At 56.3% G+C, this 18,076-nt stretch carries 15 protein-coding genes, 1 tRNA gene and 1 pseudogene; 8 read left to right on the top strand and 9 right to left on the bottom strand.

The genetic code is table 11. The annotated features are described in order from the left end of the window. Window positions 1–26 precede the first annotated feature (26 nt). Window positions 27–761 carry a hypothetical protein gene (locus tag ACIQUS_RS24930; protein WP_403053049.1) on the bottom strand — a complete coding sequence of 245 codons (735 nt, stop codon included), beginning with the start codon at window positions 759–761 and terminating at the stop codon, window positions 27–29. Between the two features lie 603 nt (window positions 762–1,364). Between ACIQUS_RS24930 and ACIQUS_RS24925 the strand changes: the two genes are divergently transcribed. After that, window positions 1,365–2,591, top strand: coding sequence for a PIN domain-containing protein (locus tag ACIQUS_RS24925; protein ID WP_403053046.1), 1,227 nt, complete (start codon window positions 1,365–1,367; stop codon window positions 2,589–2,591). A 67-nt stretch (window positions 2,592–2,658) separates the two neighbouring features. Here the strand turns inward: ACIQUS_RS24925 and ACIQUS_RS24920 are convergent, their stop codons facing one another. The 7 genes and pseudogenes from ACIQUS_RS24920 to ACIQUS_RS24890 all read right to left on the bottom strand — a co-directional run bounded on the left by ACIQUS_RS24920 (window position 2,659) and on the right by ACIQUS_RS24890 (window position 11,584). Continuing rightward, window positions 2,659–3,333, bottom strand: coding sequence for a hypothetical protein (locus ACIQUS_RS24920; RefSeq protein WP_403053043.1), 675 nt, complete (start codon window positions 3,331–3,333; stop codon window positions 2,659–2,661). A gap of 164 nt (window positions 3,334–3,497) precedes the next feature. After that, complete coding sequence (locus tag ACIQUS_RS24915) at window positions 3,498–4,283, bottom strand: hypothetical protein (RefSeq protein ID WP_403053040.1); 786 nt, start codon at window positions 4,281–4,283, stop codon at window positions 3,498–3,500. A 459-nt stretch (window positions 4,284–4,742) separates the two neighbouring features. Beyond that, complete coding sequence (locus tag ACIQUS_RS24910) at window positions 4,743–8,129, bottom strand: P-loop NTPase fold protein (protein ID WP_403053037.1); 3,387 nt, start codon at window positions 8,127–8,129, stop codon at window positions 4,743–4,745. A 290-nt stretch (window positions 8,130–8,419) separates the two neighbouring features. After that, window positions 8,420–8,632, bottom strand: a pseudogene (locus tag ACIQUS_RS24905) (integrase); the annotation flags it as partial. Between the two features lie 901 nt (window positions 8,633–9,533). After that, the gene (locus ACIQUS_RS24900) at window positions 9,534–10,856 is read right to left on the bottom strand and encodes a tyrosine-type recombinase/integrase (protein WP_403053034.1); all 1,323 of its coding nucleotides are present in this window, start codon (window positions 10,854–10,856) and stop codon (window positions 9,534–9,536) included. 160 nt (window positions 10,857–11,016) lie between these two features. Beyond that, window positions 11,017–11,092, bottom strand: a tRNA-Thr gene (locus ACIQUS_RS24895). 63 nt (window positions 11,093–11,155) lie between these two features. Beyond that, window positions 11,156–11,584, bottom strand: a complete 429-nt coding sequence (locus tag ACIQUS_RS24890) for a pilin (protein ID WP_403053031.1) — start codon at window positions 11,582–11,584, stop codon at window positions 11,156–11,158. 218 nt (window positions 11,585–11,802) lie between these two features. Here ACIQUS_RS24890 and ACIQUS_RS24885 point away from each other — a divergent pair, with 218 nt between their 5' ends. Genes ACIQUS_RS24885 through yacG form a run of 4 tightly spaced genes read left to right on the top strand, consistent with a single transcriptional unit; the run spans window position 11,803 to window position 14,661 of the window. Continuing rightward, a complete protein-coding gene (locus ACIQUS_RS24885; RefSeq protein ID WP_403053028.1) occupies window positions 11,803–12,963 on the top strand; it encodes a type II secretion system F family protein in 1,161 nt (386 codons plus the stop codon). Window positions 12,964–12,965: 2 nt separating this feature from the next. Further along, window positions 12,966–13,835, top strand: a complete 870-nt coding sequence (locus ACIQUS_RS24880) for a prepilin peptidase (RefSeq protein ID WP_403053026.1) — start codon at window positions 12,966–12,968, stop codon at window positions 13,833–13,835. Next, on the top strand, window positions 13,835–14,458 hold the full coding sequence (coaE, locus tag ACIQUS_RS24875; protein WP_403053023.1) for a dephospho-CoA kinase: 624 nt from the start codon (window positions 13,835–13,837) through the stop codon (window positions 14,456–14,458). The genes ACIQUS_RS24880 and coaE overlap by 1 nt, the downstream gene beginning before the upstream one ends. Further along, the gene (gene yacG, locus ACIQUS_RS24870; RefSeq protein WP_403053020.1) at window positions 14,455–14,661 is read left to right on the top strand and encodes a DNA gyrase inhibitor YacG; all 207 of its coding nucleotides are present in this window, start codon (window positions 14,455–14,457) and stop codon (window positions 14,659–14,661) included. The genes coaE and yacG overlap by 4 nt, the downstream gene beginning before the upstream one ends. A 3-nt stretch (window positions 14,662–14,664) precedes the next feature. Here yacG and ACIQUS_RS24865 read toward each other — a convergent pair whose 3' ends face one another. Beyond that, window positions 14,665–15,354 carry an energy-coupling factor ABC transporter permease gene (locus ACIQUS_RS24865; protein ID WP_403053017.1) on the bottom strand — a complete coding sequence of 230 codons (690 nt, stop codon included), beginning with the start codon at window positions 15,352–15,354 and terminating at the stop codon, window positions 14,665–14,667. A 119-nt stretch (window positions 15,355–15,473) separates the two neighbouring features. Here ACIQUS_RS24865 and ACIQUS_RS24860 point away from each other — a divergent pair, with 119 nt between their 5' ends. The 3 genes from ACIQUS_RS24860 (at window position 15,474) to ACIQUS_RS24850 (ending at window position 17,825) form a co-directional block, all read left to right on the top strand. Beyond that, window positions 15,474–16,103, top strand: coding sequence for a DUF1780 domain-containing protein (locus tag ACIQUS_RS24860; RefSeq protein ID WP_403053014.1), 630 nt, complete (start codon window positions 15,474–15,476; stop codon window positions 16,101–16,103). A gap of 168 nt (window positions 16,104–16,271) precedes the next feature. Continuing rightward, window positions 16,272–16,445: a DUF3094 family protein gene (locus ACIQUS_RS24855; protein ID WP_403053011.1), complete on the top strand. Its 174-nt coding sequence runs from the start codon at window positions 16,272–16,274 to the stop codon at window positions 16,443–16,445. Window positions 16,446–16,529: 84 nt separating this feature from the next. Then, complete coding sequence (locus ACIQUS_RS24850; RefSeq protein WP_403053008.1) at window positions 16,530–17,825, top strand: NAD(P)/FAD-dependent oxidoreductase; 1,296 nt, start codon at window positions 16,530–16,532, stop codon at window positions 17,823–17,825. Window positions 17,826–18,076 lie beyond the last annotated feature (251 nt).

Raw genomic sequence — 18,076 nt, 5'->3', positions numbered from 1 at the left:
GAAAACTTGATCCGTCCCCTTTTCCCTCACATCAATGAGGCTCGATCAAGCGCCGCCATTGACGCCCTCCGCTGCGCAAGGAGCGCGATTCGGTCCGAGTCAGACAGGTGTCGGCCTGGAGCGGGACAGGCAGAAACAGTAGCTTCACGCCAGCGATGAAACATATCGGTGTCTGCGAACACCGATACGTGCGCCTTCTTTGCCAAGGCCTTCTCGATATGCTCAGCAATGACCGGATTGACTTTGCTATAGGCAAATCGTGATGACGGATGATTCACCACCGCCACGGGCACGTCACCCGCTAGCGATTTCACCCGTTTACCGTTTCGCAAACTGAAGCAGACGATCACATCAGGCGCCAGCACCGTCAGGACCTCGGTAAATGCGATCTTGCCCCGCTCCCAGGCATCCTTGGGCGGCAGAACGCGACTGTCGCTTATGAACTCCTGTAGGAAGTTGTAATAGGCAACGCCATCCCAGAACGCTCTTCTTTGAGCGCTTGAAATACTCCCGGATCGCTTAACGTTCGTGAGTGCAGCCATTATTTTGGCAAAGTGCGCATGCCGCCCAAGTTTTCGGGTTGCCTGCGGGTGTTTCTCACCTAATGCAAGTGCCTTGACGAGCTCGGGCGTGACAGTCGGTCGCTCATGCTGCTTGTCGCCATAATGAGACTCACACACCAGAAGAATGCGCAGACCGCGAAATCCTTCCGCATAGTGGGAGCCAACCCAAGGTGCAAAACGGACCGTGGTCTTGTTCATTGCGCTTCCTTATCGCAGTCTGGTCAATACTCGCCAGAAACAACAAAGCCCGCGCTAGGCGGGCTTTGCTGGTCGTTTCATAGACAGTCATGGACTGCTGGAAACTGTTCTTTGGTGCGGAGACAGGAGTCGAATCAATACACAAGCTACTGATTTTTTATTAATTTCAATGAGACTAAAATTTTCTATCTCTAAAACTACCCCATGACACCTTATCGATAGTTTGCAGTCCAAAGACAACACCACTGAACGCGCAGTAATGGACGTTTAACCATGGCAGCCCCTCATAACTTAACCGAAAACAAAGCGATCTGAAGGATGTTGTATCCAAGCATGTTTACCGTAACAGAACTGTATAACTACTCGTCACCCCACCCGGGTGTTTAGTCACAAAAGCATCCATGCCAAAAATTTAGAAGCCACATCGCCAGGCAATGGTACTGAAGCCCCCTTAGCCTACCATCATCAGTTGCTTGGCACATTGGCTTATAGGCACAAAGTCTCATTAAATCGTAATTATTGACAACTGTGAATCATACCTTAATCTGGCAGGTGCTGGTTGACATGCGCCCGGAGCTTCAGTAATAGTTTATTAATTCTTTAATGGGCAACCAGCACAAAGTCTTCACCAACACCTTGGATCGAAACTTTAACTGCCCACCCCAAAAACCACACCCCATACAGACCGGCATCGAGCATATGCATATAATTATCGACTCAAACATAATACACAACAACTGGTTCCTTAGGTCAGCGCCACTAAGACTGCTCATCCACTACATAAACAATGAAGGCTGCACACTGGTCATACCGAGAGTGGTAACACAAGAAGTCGACAATCTATACATGCGTTCACTCAATGATGCTATTCGAGACGTTGAGAATTCCAACAAGGCTCTTGAGAAAGTGGTACCAAGTATTAAGCTAGAGGCACCAAGGCTAGAGCAGCAAAAACCATATAGTCTAGAGTCCGTATTAAAAGCGAAAATTGAAGACCTCAAAATAGTTGAATACAAAAACATTTCTCACGAAGAAATGGCGCGCCGAGCTATTTTAAGGGTCAGGCCATTTCGCGAAAACGAAAAAGGATACAGGGACACTCTAATCTGGCTTTCGTTACTCGACCACCTGGAAAATAACAAAATCACAGAAGACGTATTCTTCATAACATCAAATACAAATGACTTCATGGGAAAAACCAAGGATCATTTCCACGACGACCTACAGAACGACATAGACAAAAAAAACCTTCAGTGCAAAATCTACCTAATTAGCTCCTTGAACGAATTCCTGAAAAACCACGTAAATTCTGACGAACATGCACTGGACCGACATAGAGACGAGGAGGAATTCAGAGCGTATCTCGAAGAAAGCGCTATATCATACTTACAAAGCATGGACAGTAGTGTGCGCTCAGGCTTAAGCAAAGAGCTTTTCAGTCACACCGGAATACTTTCAAGTTGCAGCCCTTTATCCGCTCACATCATGGAGGGACTAGAAGACTTCTTCTACATAGAAACAAAAGCGCTTGAAAATCATGAGGTATATGTTTCCTGCAAATTTGAACTGAGAATTACCGAGCTCATACTTGACATTACGACCAGAGAATTCGAAAACCATCGCGAGCTAATCACAGCTTGTGATGGCTTCTTCGAAGAAGAGCACAGCCACGAAATATCTACTATAAGCCTGTACATTAGACCTGGCTTTTTAGCCAGCTTTACATATAACCAGCTTACGAAAGAATGTAGCGGATTTTCAGTAGATCAATTTGCGCTAGTCAGAAGGGGACGCCCCCTATCAACAATGTTCGAACCCAACATTCAATAAAAGCTTTCATGCGATACTAAAAGCACCTACAGGAAAACTGTAGGTGCTCAAATTAGCCTCACCCAAACTAAGACAACAATTCGACGCAACCGATTTCCGTAGAATCAACAACCACCTCATACTCCGGAGCTTGGCAAGCATAAAATACTAAACTTTTATTTACCGTAGCTCTAAACACCACACGCTCTTCTCTTTTGAACCAAGGCATGTGCTCATAACTTTGATACGCAAACCTCCGTGCCACAGCCTCTTCGGTGCTCCAAGATTGGCCATATCGTGACACCTCCCATTCTGAGATGCTTGCACCTCGATAAATTACTATTTCTCCTGGCAGCAGATTGATGCAATTGGGCTTAAGTTCACAATCCAAAATTATTTTTGGATACCACATCTCATTCTCTTGATACACCCATAAATCATGAAGTCCTCCAAGCGCATAGAGTCGAAAAGCATGCCTAAACGCATCAAGAATATCCCTAGCACCTTGATCATATATTTTACCTTGTAAAAAAATGGCGCACTTGTTAATTCTCTCCACTACTTCATGAGAGCCTAGCACAAGTTGAGAACCAGCAAGGACATCAAGCTGACCTTTGCGAATCGCCTTCACACAAAAAGAAACAAACTCTTCAATCCCTGCCCTATACCCAGATAAAAAAACCTCACTCAGTTTCTCCTCAACATGAGAGACCGAAATCTTCATATGCTCAGATAGAAACCTACACTCCTCATCTGAAAGCATAACCCCTCCACAATATAACTTAATGTTTAGCGCGATAGCTTTCTTAGCTAGTGAATCACAACCAAACTAACACCACAGGAAACGAGAATAATGAAAACCAGGAAGCCGCCCCTAATCGCCACATTATTCAAGCGTTACTAAACAGTCACACCCCCAAGAGTTTATTAAAGCGAAGCTTCTAGCATTTCATTAATCATCTCTTGAACAGAGTGTCTAGACGCCCCTTTCACCAAAATACCATTTTTATACTCTAGCCCTATACCAAAAAACTTGAAAACATCACCGAGACGGGGTTGATCTGAATGAATTTTTTTTGGACCTTTAAAGAAAGCCCCACCACTCATACCTTTAAGTGAGTAACCTTTCTGTTTGAATCCTTCGTGCTCGTATTCTACATTTTCATTTACATGCTTTCCGACCACTTCCCTTTCTGATTCTGACTCAAATTCAACGCCGAGCAAGAGAAAATTAGCATGCTCCCATTTTTTAAGACCATCAACCCCTTCCGAAAGGTACTCTCTAATTTTTTCTGACGAAGACTTGCTACTATGTATACTTTGTATAGCTTTTTTCTTCGGAAAACCTATCCACCCGAAATCATCAACGAACTCGGTAGTTGATTCATGATCAAGATCAAAATAATTTTTGTACTCAAACTCATTAGTTGCGCATATACACAAATCCCTCTTCCGACAGATCTTGTAAAAATAAGATACATCCGACAGCGACATAAAGCTTCCGTCCGTCTTAAGAGCTCCTACCCCACTCAATTGATCTTCCCGCAAATTAAGAGCATGCGCTGCAAAAACACAAAAATACAGCTCTTTAAATTTCACAAATGTCATAGTAGAGGAAAATTCGTATCCCCCTCGCCCGTCTTTACGATACAACGGATAAATATGCCGCTGAGCCTGCAAAGAAAACTCGTCAACCCGAAATTTGCTGCTCATACAAAAAACCTTATTCCAACATCGCTATTATGTTTCTATTTTTTGAACACATTTACCACTAACAAAAATACTAACTAGCCATCAGCCCATAACATTTCGCGCCCTAATTAATCTGAATACATAAAAATGGGAATGATTTATTTTTACTGTAGGTTCGAGTGAAAATCACAACCCTCAAGAGAGCGACTCGAACATCGCCTCTTGACGTCCGTTGACGCGGGGCAGGCTCAAAATCTATGTTTCATCAACGAGCGTCACAAAAAATAAATCTGTCCCCTTTAACTGAGCGAAAAAAACAAACCCAAACATCCTGATTTGGAAGTGCATAAGCACAAAAAAGGTGACTGCCCTTGAAAGTAGTGAGAGGGGCGAGTTACTGAAGATAGGCCGCGTCTAGACGTACAGCGACGGTCATACCACGACCGTCGTTGTACGTGGGCTCTGAACGGGAACAGCCCTTCACGCGTCCTGCTCAGGTTCTGGATCACGCGCGGCCCTTTTGAGCGACTGGATCAGGCGCTTGAAGCCCTTGGTTTGAGCAAACTTTTTGTAGAGAGCCGGGGTGATTTCTGAAAGTTTGGCAACAGCCTCCCCCATCGTGTTCCTGAGTTCTGTCGAGTACTTGAACTCCGCGATCTGCTCAGCCTTCGCATCGAAGAATTTGGCCAAGGCGGGAAGGCTTTCAGGGTTGCGGCTCAGGTACGCCAGGAACAGGACGATCCGTTGAACCTCTTGAGGATTAGACGGCTGAACATCCGGGATGAGATGTCCATATTTCGATAACGGGATTGCGAAAACATCAGGCTCCACCGACTCCGCGAAGAGCATCTTCCTCAATCGAATACCGATGACGTCGCGCTGCTGGACATCAAGCAATCTGAGCAGCGAATCCATCATGGCGTACTGGGGCGCTCCCCACGGCGAAGTCATCGTGCCGTTTGCGAGGGAGTTGAGCACGTCGATCAAGGCGTCGCCGACAGCCGCGATCGACTGTATGGGCACTTCATTGCTCACAACCCCATTCAGGATTGCCTGGTGCTGCTTGGCCCCTGCCGAGATGATTTGTACCCACTCATCACGAGTGCGCTCCTCACTCGTGAGCTGCTTGAGTAGACCCTCCCGAGTTTTCGGCAGCACACTTTTATCCGCCTCCATGACGACACTGATCAATCGGACGTCCGCCTTCAGAGCGTCCTTGGAGGCTTCTGCAATATAAGTGTCCCAAGCTGTGAGCCAAGCCGCGAAATCGGCCTCAGCAAGGCCAACCTTGGAAAGCGCCTGAGTAATCACGCTAAATTTGGTAGCAACCATTTGGGAGTTCAGGTGCCCAATACCCCGCTCTTGAATGAGGTGAGCCAGGTAGGTCGCAACCGACTCACCCACTTGGGCGTCGTCAACCAGTTGGAACAAAGCCGCTGTGGTCAGCGATGCGTTTGCCAAGGCCCGGAAGACTGACGACTCGAAGACACCATCCAGATCATCGAGCTTGGCGAGCGAATCGGCGTCGGCTTGCCGAATGTACGTCACTGCCGCCACCGCCTTTATCAGCGGACTGGTATTGTTCGCCAGCAACGTTGTAATCGCGGTGACGATGACCTGGTCGACAGTCGCAGCCAACCCAAGCCCCAGCACCGCGCTATCCACTTCGCCCGCAGCGCCTGTGGCTTTCGCCAGAATGGCCACGTCACCAGCCGAGATGCCACCGGTAATACCGCCGCCAAACCTACGCTCGCGGTACAACCATTCGAGCGCAGGCACGACGCAATTGTTCGGCATTACCGCTATGCCCATCTGGTGATCGGCACAGCTGACCAGCTGCGCGTGTGCCTCTGGCAGCCCCGCGTTCGCAAAGGTAAACCCACTGGCCTTGATCACGTTCAGATGGGCAATATCAGGCAGCAGGTGCATCACATACTCGGAACGTTTAACAACGACTGCTTCAAACTCCAGCCCTAGCGCTTGGAGGTAATGGTCGTATTCCTGCATCAGATCCCAGGCCGGCGTCAGTTGCTCAGGATCGAACGCAGAGTTCAAAATTTTTAGTAAGCCGGTTTTCAGCTGACCGCCATGAGCGTTCAGTAGCTGCCCCTTCAACCCATGGCCTTTGCAATACCTTACAGCTTCGTAGAACTCCTCAGTCCCCGCTTTCGATTCGCCGAACAGATCAAGTTGCGTGTTATTGATCAGCTCCAGGAGCGACTCAATCCAGTCGCCTTCACGCGCCTGATGTGCCTGGGAAATGGTTGGCAACAAAGAAGCCAGCGATGGACGCTGGGATAGAAGGCGCTTCATGGCGTCATAGAAGCCGAACAGTGAAGTAAGCTCGCCCAACGCGTCGTGATCCTCGTTGGCAAAGGCTGCTGCCAACGGCGTGTCCAAGAGCTCCGCGATCGCGATATCACCCGTGGTCAGATAATGGATCTGCAGAAATTGGATCTGCCACCCGGTCTCCATGGAATCGCCAAGAGTGGCTCCCAGCAGGGTTTTAGTGTCCTTGACCAGCCCCGCTTGCTCCTCCCCAACTTCTTTCTGATAGGTATCCGAGAACCCATCCGTTCGCAGTGTCTCCACCAGCGAAAGGTCAGCATATTTACAGAGCAGGAGATGGCTGGCGATGGCCAGGAGACTGATCTCCTCCCCTACCACCAAGGCTGTCGTGGCGATGTCGTTGATGAATTTCTTCTGCAGCCGGGGCGTGACCAGGTTGTTGGCCATGGGGCTGTGGCGCTGCAGCAGTTGTGCGCACTGCTCAATGACGTTCCCATCGCTATCCGGGAAGCTGTGGTTCCACAACTGACGGAAGCCATCTTTCCAGCCCGAGGTGATGACCGGCGGAGAACGGAAAACCACCGGGAATTTTTTCGCTATGAAGTCCCTGGCATCGTACCGTCGATCTCCGTCTGCCTTCAGGTATTCCGCCACCTTGTTGGAGCAAAACGGCACGATCACCGTCAGATTCGCAGCCTTTGTAGCGACCTCAATGAAGATCTCCAGGTCGCTCCACACCGACCGCAGGCTGTCCTTTGGCAGGCGATCAAGGTTGTCCAGGATGATGACAAAACGCTTGTCCTCAACCACCTTCAACTGTTCAAGAAGGGTCTTCTTGAGATCAAGGGGCGTCACCTCCTTGCCAACCTCAACCTTCTCCTGAATATGATCGTCACTAGAGCCCTTGAATAGGCTCAGAAGGCTCCATTTCTGGGTGCCGACCCGCACCTTCCTATGCCAGAGCTTGGCGGCGCCAAGGATCAGCACCGGGCTGCAAAATGAAAGGAGGTGCACCCCTATAAGCCACCAGAAGGGGTCTTGCAGTGTGTTGGTGAGCGCGGCGGCTTCCGGCGACGTCCCTGTGATGGCCGCATGGGAACTGCGCGAAAGTGCAAAAAGCTCCCGGAATGAGGTGGCGGCGAAGAACAGGCTGGCGACCAGTGCCAACGCCCAGGCACTGACCCGGCTCGTTGTCCGTTTGTTGTATTCGAACAAGCGCCCGAGGGCTCGATCGCGAGAGGCTTTCAGGGTCTCGGCAGCCCTGCTGACATGAGGCACTTCTTTGAGCACCTCATCAGTGAAGAGCTCGATGAAATTGCTCTTCGTCGACCCTTGGTAATTCTGCTCGCAGTCGAAAAACCAGACCCTGAAATCAGAGTCAGCTGCCGTCAGCTTTGCCTTCAGCATGCTCAGAATCGAGCTCTTACCAGAGCCAAACTCACCATCCAGGCCCACGACCTTTGAGGGCCCGTGACCCAGCAAATGACCATGGATCGCGCTCGCCACCTTGTCATGGCTACCACCTGGGAACACGTCCTGAGTTGCAGGGTGTTCAGTATGGAAATTGATCAACCGCATAGAAGTCCTTTTATGCCATCCCTGCGCGCTGTGTCATTCCCGTGAGCAGAGAATGTCGCTGGAGCCCGATTGCCCCTAACCAAGCGATTACATTGCAGATGACGCCCGCCCTTTAAAACCACCATATGTAGTTATGATCCAGCCATAAACCACAAGATAGTGACATATTACATAGATGGCAAGCTGCCATAAAACTACACTGCTGCGATCCGGAGGGCGTCCTTTGGTTGTAGGATTTTGCGTCCAACAACACCCATGCAGGTAACCACGTCGCGCAGATACGCCGCCTAGTCGGCCAACACTTTCCGATCAATCTGCCGTGCATCATTGATACCGGGCCCCTAGTCGGAGCGACGCCACTTCAGGAACGCCAACCACCGGTCACATTGCGCCTTGACCGTGCCGCAATGACGGCCGCCGAACATGTATCTCAGCGCTTGCGGCCCTGCGTAGCTCTATCGCCTGCCGTAATCGAAATTACGACCATCGCGTCTATCACCAATGCCATGTCGGTCACCTCATCTGCCGTTCTCCGATCCTCGCCCCACGTCATCCCGCCAAGAATGTTGAGTGTTATCAGGGATCAAGGCCCCTGCGACCTGTGGGGAATGTCCTCTTCGCGGGACTGGCGGCTCCTTACGACCGGGAGCAAGGGCATCTCATGATCTGGCCTCCTTAACACCGTTGCCGGTGGGCGGGTGGAGGCAGTGCTGGCTGACTAAACCAGCGCCTGAAGATCCTGAGCCGGGTGAACGCAGCAATGCGATGACCGGGGCATGCCTGACTGTCAGTCAGGTGCAGTCCATTCCCTGGTCTGCGGCACCATCATCTACAAGGCTGTTGCTGGTGACATCGGCGTTTGTCACGCCGATTGTCACGAGGGGGAATGCCGCAAAGCCCTGTGCGATCAGGGCTGCAGCAGTGTTAGAAGTGCCCGTCTCTTTCCAGAGAAAGAGACGGGCACAGGTTGGCGCAAAAGTCGGCCAAGCGGATAGGTTGCTGCAGGGCAGCTGGGTACGGTGTATTGGCGCACGAGCGCCGTATGTGTAAGAGCATCCATCACCTGAGAGGTGACCGGGCGAGCTGCTGGATGCGAATCGCCCTTGGGGAGAACCACCACGAGAGCGGCGTGACCTTTAAGGCTCGGGTCACCTAGGGTGCTGTCAACGACAGCCTTTGCACTGTCTTTTCTACGCCCGCAATCCGAGAGGGTCAAGCGATGTGCCCCGCATGGTTTTGCGATTGAAAATGGTACTGGGCGTGTGCGGAACACCGTGGCACCCAGTGGCGGATGTGGTGCTTTTGATCTTTTTAGGTAAGGTCCATCCAAACAGGGCGGCTTTGCAGCCCTGTTTGGATGGACCCGCATGAAAAGCGGATCACCGAAATATCAAAGCCGTGCGCTCACTCGACTGCGCCACGCCTTGCTCTTAGGCTAGAAACGTTTGCCCCGGTCTGATTCGCGAACTCATGCGGCGAGATATGCTCCTGCCGGTTCGCATCGAGGTAACGGCTCCACCAGCTCATAATCATTCGCCGTTCCTCCAGGAACTCGGCCTTGTGAATGTACACCGCCCGAACGTTGTTGCGCTCCCTGTGGCTCATCTGCCGCTCAATAGCCGTCTCTGACCAAAGCCCGGACTCGACCAAAGCACTGCACGCCATGGACCGGAAGCCATGCCCGCAGATTTCGGTCTTGGTGTCGTAGCCCATGTTCCGCAGAGCGCTGTTGACCGTGTTCTCTGACATAGGCTTCCACGAGCGAGCATCACTGGTAAACACCAGATCGAAGTACCCCGTGATCGCATGAATCTGTTCGAGCAACGCCACAGCCTGCGGTGAAAGCGAGACCAGATGGATGTCACCCGCCATCTTCGTTCCCCTGGTCGAATACGGAACGCCGTCCAACGCGGGCCGCGTGTCAGGTATCTCCCATATACCGCGCTTCAGGTCGAACTCACTCCAACGTGCAAAGCGCAATTCGCTGGAGCGCACGAACACGTGTAGCGACAGCATGACTGTCAGCCGAGTGAGCGTGCGTCCCTTGTAGTTCTCGATGCGGTCCATCAACTCAGGCAGACGTGACAGCGGGAGTGCAGGCCGGTGCGTAACCCGTGGAGCGCTGATGAAGCCCTCAAGGTCATATGCAGGGTTCACCGTGATCAGCCGCTGCCGCTTAGCCTCACGCATGATGCTCTGTAGGTAGTTTTGCACCCTCAAGGCCACATCGATCGTGCCGCGTTTCTTGATCTCTTCCAACGGTTGCATGAGGTCGAAGGTATCCAGATCAATAATGGCGCGTGCGCCGAGCAGCGGGAATACGTGAGTCTTCAAACGACTCAGCACGGTCCTCGAATGGCCAGGCGCCCACTTCACGGACATTTCCTTATGCCAGTCCAAGGCAACACGCTCGAATGTGTGGCCTCTGACAACCGCCTCAGCCTTGGCCTGCTGCTTGGACGCAATCGGATCAATACCTTCAGCCAGCATCCGCTTAGTCTCCAGACGCTTCTGCCGAGCATCTGCAAGCCCGATGACGGGATAGTTGCCAAACGAGGTCAGTCCCTCGCGCCCATCCGGTTTCACATACCGGAAGCGCCAGCCTTTGCGGCCATTGGGATAAACGAGGAGGTAAAGACCGTCACCGTCAAAAAGCTTGTAGGGGCGGTCAGTAGGTTTGGCCGAGCGGCAGGCGGTGTCAGTCAGGGGAGCAGTAGTACGAGCCATAAGGGTAAACCCCTTTATCGAATCGACTTTATCCCAAAAGTTACCCCTAAATCGGCTGGCAGCTGTCGGAATCCGACGGAACGCCATAACGAAAAACCCGCCAGAAGGCGGGTTTTAGGGGGGTTCCAGAGATTTTGGTAGCCTTCGCTGGAACCTGAACTGGTGCCGGAGACAGGAATCGAACCTGCGACCTTCGCGTTACGAGTGCGCTGCTCTACCGACTGAGCTACACCGGCGTGGCACCAACGCTACCACTGCCGGATCGCTTACGCAAATCACTGTTTAATAACAGCTATTGCTCACTGCGCCGGCGCACCCGCGGCGGGCTTGCAGGCGGCCGGGGCGAGGTCTTCGGCGAGGTCGCTGGTGCAGGCCCAGCCGCTGGTCGAGCGGGTCAGGCTGAGGGTCTTGCCCACGGCCACGGCCGGGGCGTCGACCAGGGTGCAGACGATGCTGCCGGCACCGCTCGCGGCCGTGCCGGTGGCGGTGATGGCGCAGTTGCCGGTGCTGGCCTGGCCGCCCAGGGAACTGACATCGGTGACGTCCTTGCCTTCGTTCATGCGCAGGTCGAACGGGGTTTTCAGGGCGGAGATCTCGACCAGGGCAGCGGATGCCTTGGTTCGTACCTGGTAGTTGGTGTACATGGGCAGGGCGATGGTCGCCAGGATGCCGATGATCGCCACCACGATCATCAGTTCGATCAAGGTAATGCCGCGTTGTCCTTTCATGGACGTTCTCCCTCACAAATTCGGTTCGTGTCGGCAACCAGCCGGGCCAGGCCGCCAACAGGCGCGCCAGTAGGCCCGAATAGACACCTTTTGTCACCCTGTGGCGGTGATTCGTCAGCGTGCTCGACTACTCTAGTGAGCAGCGGGCAATTCTGCCCCTGGTACCGGAGCCGAAGCTGTTTCCGGGTTTGTGCAGGCCACGCAGCAAGGAAGTCGCGATGTCCGAAAATACCCCTGGCTACACCTGGCGCCGCCCTGCCCCGCTGCGCGCACAACGGCGCAATCGAGGCACAGGTACCGGTCCTATCAAAAAATCCAGAAACGGTTTCTGGCAAAAACAGGGGGCGCTCGGCACCCGCGAGCTGAGCCAGTTCAGCCGCCAGCTGGCCACTTTGCTCAACTCGGGCGTCGCGCTGCTGCAAGCCCTGGAGGTGGTCGCCCAGAGCGGTAGCCACCCGGCGCTGATCACCCTGGTCGATGCCTTGAAAACCGATATCGCCTCAGGTCGCAGCCTGGCGGATGCCTTGCGCCGCCATCCGCGTTATTTCGATGCGCTGTATTGCAACCTGATCGCCAGCGGTGAGCAGTCCGGCACACTGGAAATGGTGCTGGAGCAGGTGGCGCACCTGCAGGAGCAGCGTCAGGCGTTGCGGGCCCGGTTGAAGAAGGCCATGACTTATCCACTGATCGTGTTGCTGACCGGGCTGGGGGTGTCCAGCCTGTTGCTGCTCAAGGTGGTGCCGCAGTTCCAGGCGATGTTCAGCGGCTTCGGTGCCGGGCTGCCGGCCTTCACACAAGCAGTGATCAGCCTGTCCGATTGGCTGGGGCAATATTTCTGGGGGTTGCTGCTGTGCGCCGTGGTCAGTGGCTGGAGCCTGCGACGGGCGTACCGACACAGGCCCGGCTTTCGCCTGTGGTGCCTGCGCTCGGCATTGAAGCTGCCCATTGCCGGGGACTTGCTGGGCAATGCCGCCCTGGCCCGTTTCGCCCGCACCCTGTCCACCTCCTTTGCCGCCGGCGTGCCGCTGGTTGAAGCGCTGGGGCCGGTGGCCGGGGCGTGTGGCAATCCGCTATACGAGCAGGCGGTGCTGCGCCTGCGCAAGGATCTGGCCAGTGGTCAGTCGTTAAGTCAGGCATTGGCCTACAGCGGCTTGTTCCCGCGCCTGATGCAGCAGATGTGCGCCATCGGCGAAACTGCCGGCACGCTGGAGGTGATGCTGGCACGGGTTGCCAGCTACTATGAAAGCGCAATCGAAGGCTCGCTCGACACCCTGTCCAGCCTGCTCGAACCGCTGATCGTGCTGATCCTCGGTCTGCTGGTGGGCAGTCTGGTGATTGCCATGTACCTGCCAATCTTTCAGTTGGGTAGTGTGATCTGAACATGGACCTGATCGATGTGCTGGCCAGCCAGCCTCTGTTGTACCTGGGCGCGGCCCTGTTGCTGGGCCTGATCGTCGGCAGTTTTCTCAATGTGCTGGTGCACCGTTTGCCGATCATGCTGCAACGGCAATGGCAGGCTGAAGCCCGGGAGGTGCTGGAGTTGCCCGGCATCGCCGAGCCTGAGCGCTACGACCTGTTCCTGCCGGCATCCCAGTGTCCGCATTGCGGGCATCGCATTCGCCCCTGGGAGAATATTCCGCTGCTCAGCTACCTGATTTTGCGCGGGCGCTGTTCCGGTTGCCACAGCGCCATCAGCCCACGCTACCCGCTGGTGGAGCTGGGCTGCGCAGCGATCACGGTGTATATCGCCTGGCACCTGGGCGCCAGCTCCGCCGCCCTGGCGCTGATGCTGCTCAGTTGGGGGCTGATGGCCATGAGCCTGATCGATGTCGAGCATCGGCTGTTGCCCGACGTGCTGGTGTTCCCTTTGTTGTGGCTGGGGCTGATCGTCAACGCCTTCGAGTTGTTCGCCCCGCTGCAGGACGCGCTGTGGGGCGCCGTTGCCGGCTATCTGAGTCTGTGGACAGTGTTCTGGCTGTTCAAGATGATCACCGGCAAGGAGGGCATGGGTTATGGTGACTTCAAATTGCTGGCACTGATCGGCGCCTGGGGCGGCTGGCAGATCCTGCCGCTGACCCTGCTGCTGTCGTCGTTGCTGGGCGCGGTGATCGGGCTGGTTGTGCTGCGTCTGAAAGGACAGAAAGCCAGCACCCCGATCCCCTTCGGCCCCTATCTGGCCATTGCGGGCTGGATCGCACTGCTCTGGGGTGGTCAAATAACCACTTCTTACCTGAAATACTCTGGAATGTGATGACCACCGCTGCTTTCACTCCCTGGATTCTCGGCCTGACCGGCGGCATCGGCAGTGGCAAGAGCGCTGCCGCCCAGCGCTTTGTCGAGCTGGGCGTGCACCTGGTGGATGCCGACCAGGCCGCGCGCTGGGTGGTCGAGCCCGGGCGGCCCGCCCTGGCCCGTATCGTCGAACGTTTCGGCCCCGGTGTACTGCAGGAGGACGGGCAGTTGAACCGTGCCGCCCTGCGCCAGCTGATCTTCAGCGACGCCGAACAACGGCGCTGGCTCGAAGCCCTGCTGCATCCGTTGATCGGCCAGGAAATCTTCAGCTACCTGGCCAAGGCAGAATCACCCTATGCGGTGTTCGTGTCGCCCTTGATGGTCGAATCGGGCCAGTACCAGCGCACCCAGCGCCTGCTGGTGATCGACGCGCCACAGGAATTGCAGGTCCAGCGCACCCTGCTGCGCGACCAGACCAGCCCCGAGCAGGTCCAGGCCATCCTCCAGGCCCAGGCCAGCCGCGAGGAACGCCTACGCCACGCCCACGACGTGCTGGTCAACGACCGCGACCTGGCCTGGCTGCATTCGGAGGTCGACCGCCTGCACCACTTTTACCTGACTTTGCGAGGAGGCCAAGCATGAGCCAACCCCTGACCGTAGAATGCCCGACCTGCGGCGCCCCCGTGGAATGGAGCCCCGCCAGCCCGTTCCGGCCGTTCTGCTCCGACCGCTGCAAGCTGATCGACCTGGGCGCCTGGGCCGCTGAAGAGCACAAGATCCCGGTCGCTCCAGATGCCGAAGACGAGCTGTTTTCCGGCGAGCTCGATCCCCGCGCCCACCATTGAGCCTCAACGCCCGGGGTCGTCGTCCTTCCAGGGCGCCTGCAGGTAGCGGGTGCGGTTGAAGGTCTCAAGCCACTCCGGGCAGAACACCACCAGTGCGCTGACCACCATGCCGTTGATGAAGGCTTCGGGAAAAATGATCAGCCACAGGTAGCCGATAAAGTCTTCGATCCATTCCGGCATCACGAAACGCCCATCCATCCACAGGATGCCCAGCCCGGCCAGCAGGCACAGCAGCGCCGCCAGGGCCGCGGCGAAAAAACCCGAGCAGAAGATATAGACGAACAGGTTCTTCGGCTGCGCCCGTTCCACCAGGATCGCGCAGACCTCGGTGACCAGTACCGGCAGGCCGATGAACAACAGGCCGTTGACGCCCATGGCCGCCAGGTCCTGGCGCCCGAGCAGCATCAGCCCGGTCTGGGCGACCAGGCCGCCGAGAATGGCCAAGGGCCAGTCCAGCAGCAGGGTGACGGCGGTCATGCCGATGAAGTGGTAGGACACGCCGGTGTCGAAGTCGCGCCGCACCAGCCAGAGCGCAAACAAGGCGAACATGGTGCCGAACAGCAGGTGCTGGCGGCGACTGTCGGTGAACAGTTCGACCCAAGGGGTGCGCCAGATGGCCCAGAGTAGCAGCGGTGCGTAGCCAAGCCAGGCGAGTATCAGGGTCTGTTGCGACAACACGTGAGCGCCAATCACCGTAAACGACCTCTGCTTGCGATCCTGTCGGCAGTCTACACCGCGCGCCCTCGGCGCTGGCCGACAATAAAACGGCGCGCACTAACAACTATCACGTTTTGACCGCTAAGCTTGTCCCCATGGATGACTCAGACTACCTGCGCCTGCTCACCATTCAGGCCGAACAAGCCAATGCGTTTCTTTCCAATGCCCGTAAATGGGAACGCGAGCGTTGGGTCTGCCAACGCCTGCTGCAAGGCCTGAACATTCCCTACCGTGGCGAGGACTTCACCCCCGCCGGCCAGGAGCCGCCGGACGTGCTGTTTCGCGACGCCGCCTTCGAGGTGTTTTTCGTCCTCGATGAGGGCCGCCGCCTCAACGATGAGTGGCGCGAGGAACTGCAACGCCGGCGCAGTGCCTTCTCCCTCAGCCAGCTGGTGCGCCGCGAGGCGCGGCCCCGACGGATCAGCGCGCAAGAACTGCTGCAGCGCCTGGCCCCGACCTTGCGCAAAAAGTCGCACAACTACCAGGAGCGCGGCCTGGACCTGAGCGAACTGGACATCATCGCCTTCGCCAGCCTCAAACGCGAAGTGCTCGACCTCAACAGTCACTTCCCGCCCCCCACCGAGTACCTGCGCCAGGGCTGGCGTTCGCTGTCACTGGTCGGCCCGACTTTCGCCCGGGTGCTGTTCGCTCACCCCGACGCCCCGGATTTCCTGCGAGGCAACCTGGGGCGCAGCATTGTTTTCGATGTCGGCATCAGCCTTTGAGCTGGCCCCCTGCCAACGCGTAATGGCATAAATTCCGCGCCGATGATACAAAGCGCAATCATTCGTCATAAAGACCGCGGCGTGACTGCACGATGGCCCCTGCCCGAACAACTACAGTGAACCCTGTAGCTTTCCTTCAGTCACACGCGTCTACCTGACGAGGCCTCCATGACCAGCCGCCTGAACCCCGAAGACCAACGTCGTGTCGATGACTACCTGCAAGCACCCCAACATCAAGTCGAGCGCAAGCCTTTCCGGCCCTGGCTGCTCCTTTGGATGGTGGTGCTGGTGACCATTGGCCTGGGCCTGTTGAGCCGCCTCTTGAGTAACCTGGTGCTATGAGCTGCCTTGCGCTCGCCCGAACCGCCCGCCCCGTGCGGCCGCCCACTCGAGACCCGAATTCCGTAAACCTTATGAGATATCTCCATGACTCACCGTATCGTGATTGTCGGCGGCGGCGCCGGCGGCCTGGAACTGGCGACCCGCCTGGGCAAGACCCTGGGTAAGAAAGGCAGCGCCAGCGTCACCCTGGTCGACGCCAACCTGACGCACATCTGGAAGCCGTTGCTGCACGAAGTGGCGGCCGGCTCGCTGAACTCCTCGGAAGACGAACTGAACTACGTGGCCCAGGCCAAGTGGAATCACTTCCAGTTCCAGCTCGGGCGCATGAGTGGCCTGGACCGCGAGAGCAAGCAGATCCAGCTGGCCGCGACCCTCGATGAAGAGGGCCGCGAGCTGCTGCCTGCGCGTACCCTGGGTTACGACACCCTGGTCATCGCCGTGGGCAGCAACACCAACGACTTCGGCACCCTGGGGGCAGCCCAGCACTGCCTGTTCCTCGACACCCGCAAGCAGGCCGAACGCTTCCACCAGCAGTTGCTCAACCACTACCTGCGCGCCCACGCCGGCGACCAGGCCAACGAGACCATCAGCGTCGCCATCGTCGGTGCCGGTGCCACCGGCGTGGAACTGGCCGCCGAACTGCACCACGCCGCTCACGAGCTGGCCGCCTATGGCCTGGACCGCATCCAGCCCAAGGACATGCACATCACCCTGATCGAGGCGGGCCCACGTGTACTGCCGGCACTGCCGGAGCGTATCAGCGTGCCAGTGCACAAGACCTTGGAAAAGCTTGGCGTCACGGTCATGACCAACGCCTCGGTCAGTGAAGTCACCGCCACCGAGCTCAAGACCAGCAACGGCGAAGTGATCCAGGCCAGCCTGAAGGTCTGGGCGGCCGGTATCCGCGCCCCGGGGTTCCTCAAGGACATCGACGGCCTGGAAACCAACCGGATCAACCAGCTGGTGGTGCGCCCTACCCTGCAGACCACCCTGGACGATGACATCTTCGCCTTTGGCGACTGCGCCGCCTGCCCGCAACCGGGCAGCGACCGCAACGTGCCGCCACGGGCACAGGCCGCTCACCAGCAGGCGTCGATGCTGGCCAAGTCGCTCAAGGCACGCCTGGAAGGCAAGCCGTTGCCGACCTATGCCTACCGTGACTATGGCTCGCTGGTTTCGCTGTCGCGCTTCTCGGCGGTGGGCAACCTGATGGGCAACCTGACCGGTAGCGTGATGCTCGAAGGCTGGCTGGCGCGGATGTTCTATGTGTCGTTGTACCGTATGCACCAGATGGCGCTGTACGGCACCTTCCGTACGCTGATGCTGATGCTGGGTAGCCGCATTGGCCGAGGCACCGAGCCGCGCCTGAAGCTGCACTGACGGTCACGGGCCTCGTCGCAGGCTTCGGTAGCCGCTGCCGAGGAACGAGGCTGCGATCGACTGCGCAGCAGTCGCAACACGGTCATCTCGTGGTACCTGATGCAGCGAGGTCGCCAGGTTTTACGGTCGCTTTGCGACCGATCGCAGCCTGGCGGCAGCGGCTACACCATCAGGCGAGCCGCGCCTGAAGCTGCACTGGCGGTCACGGGCCTCGTCGCAGGCACCGGTAGCCGCTGCCGAGGAACGAGGCT

The sequence above is a fragment of the Pseudomonas sp. NPDC090755 genome (genome assembly GCF_044769005.1).
Classification (GTDB): domain Bacteria; phylum Pseudomonadota; class Gammaproteobacteria; order Pseudomonadales; family Pseudomonadaceae; genus Aquipseudomonas.
This window is presented reverse-complemented; position numbering and strand designations above follow the sequence as displayed.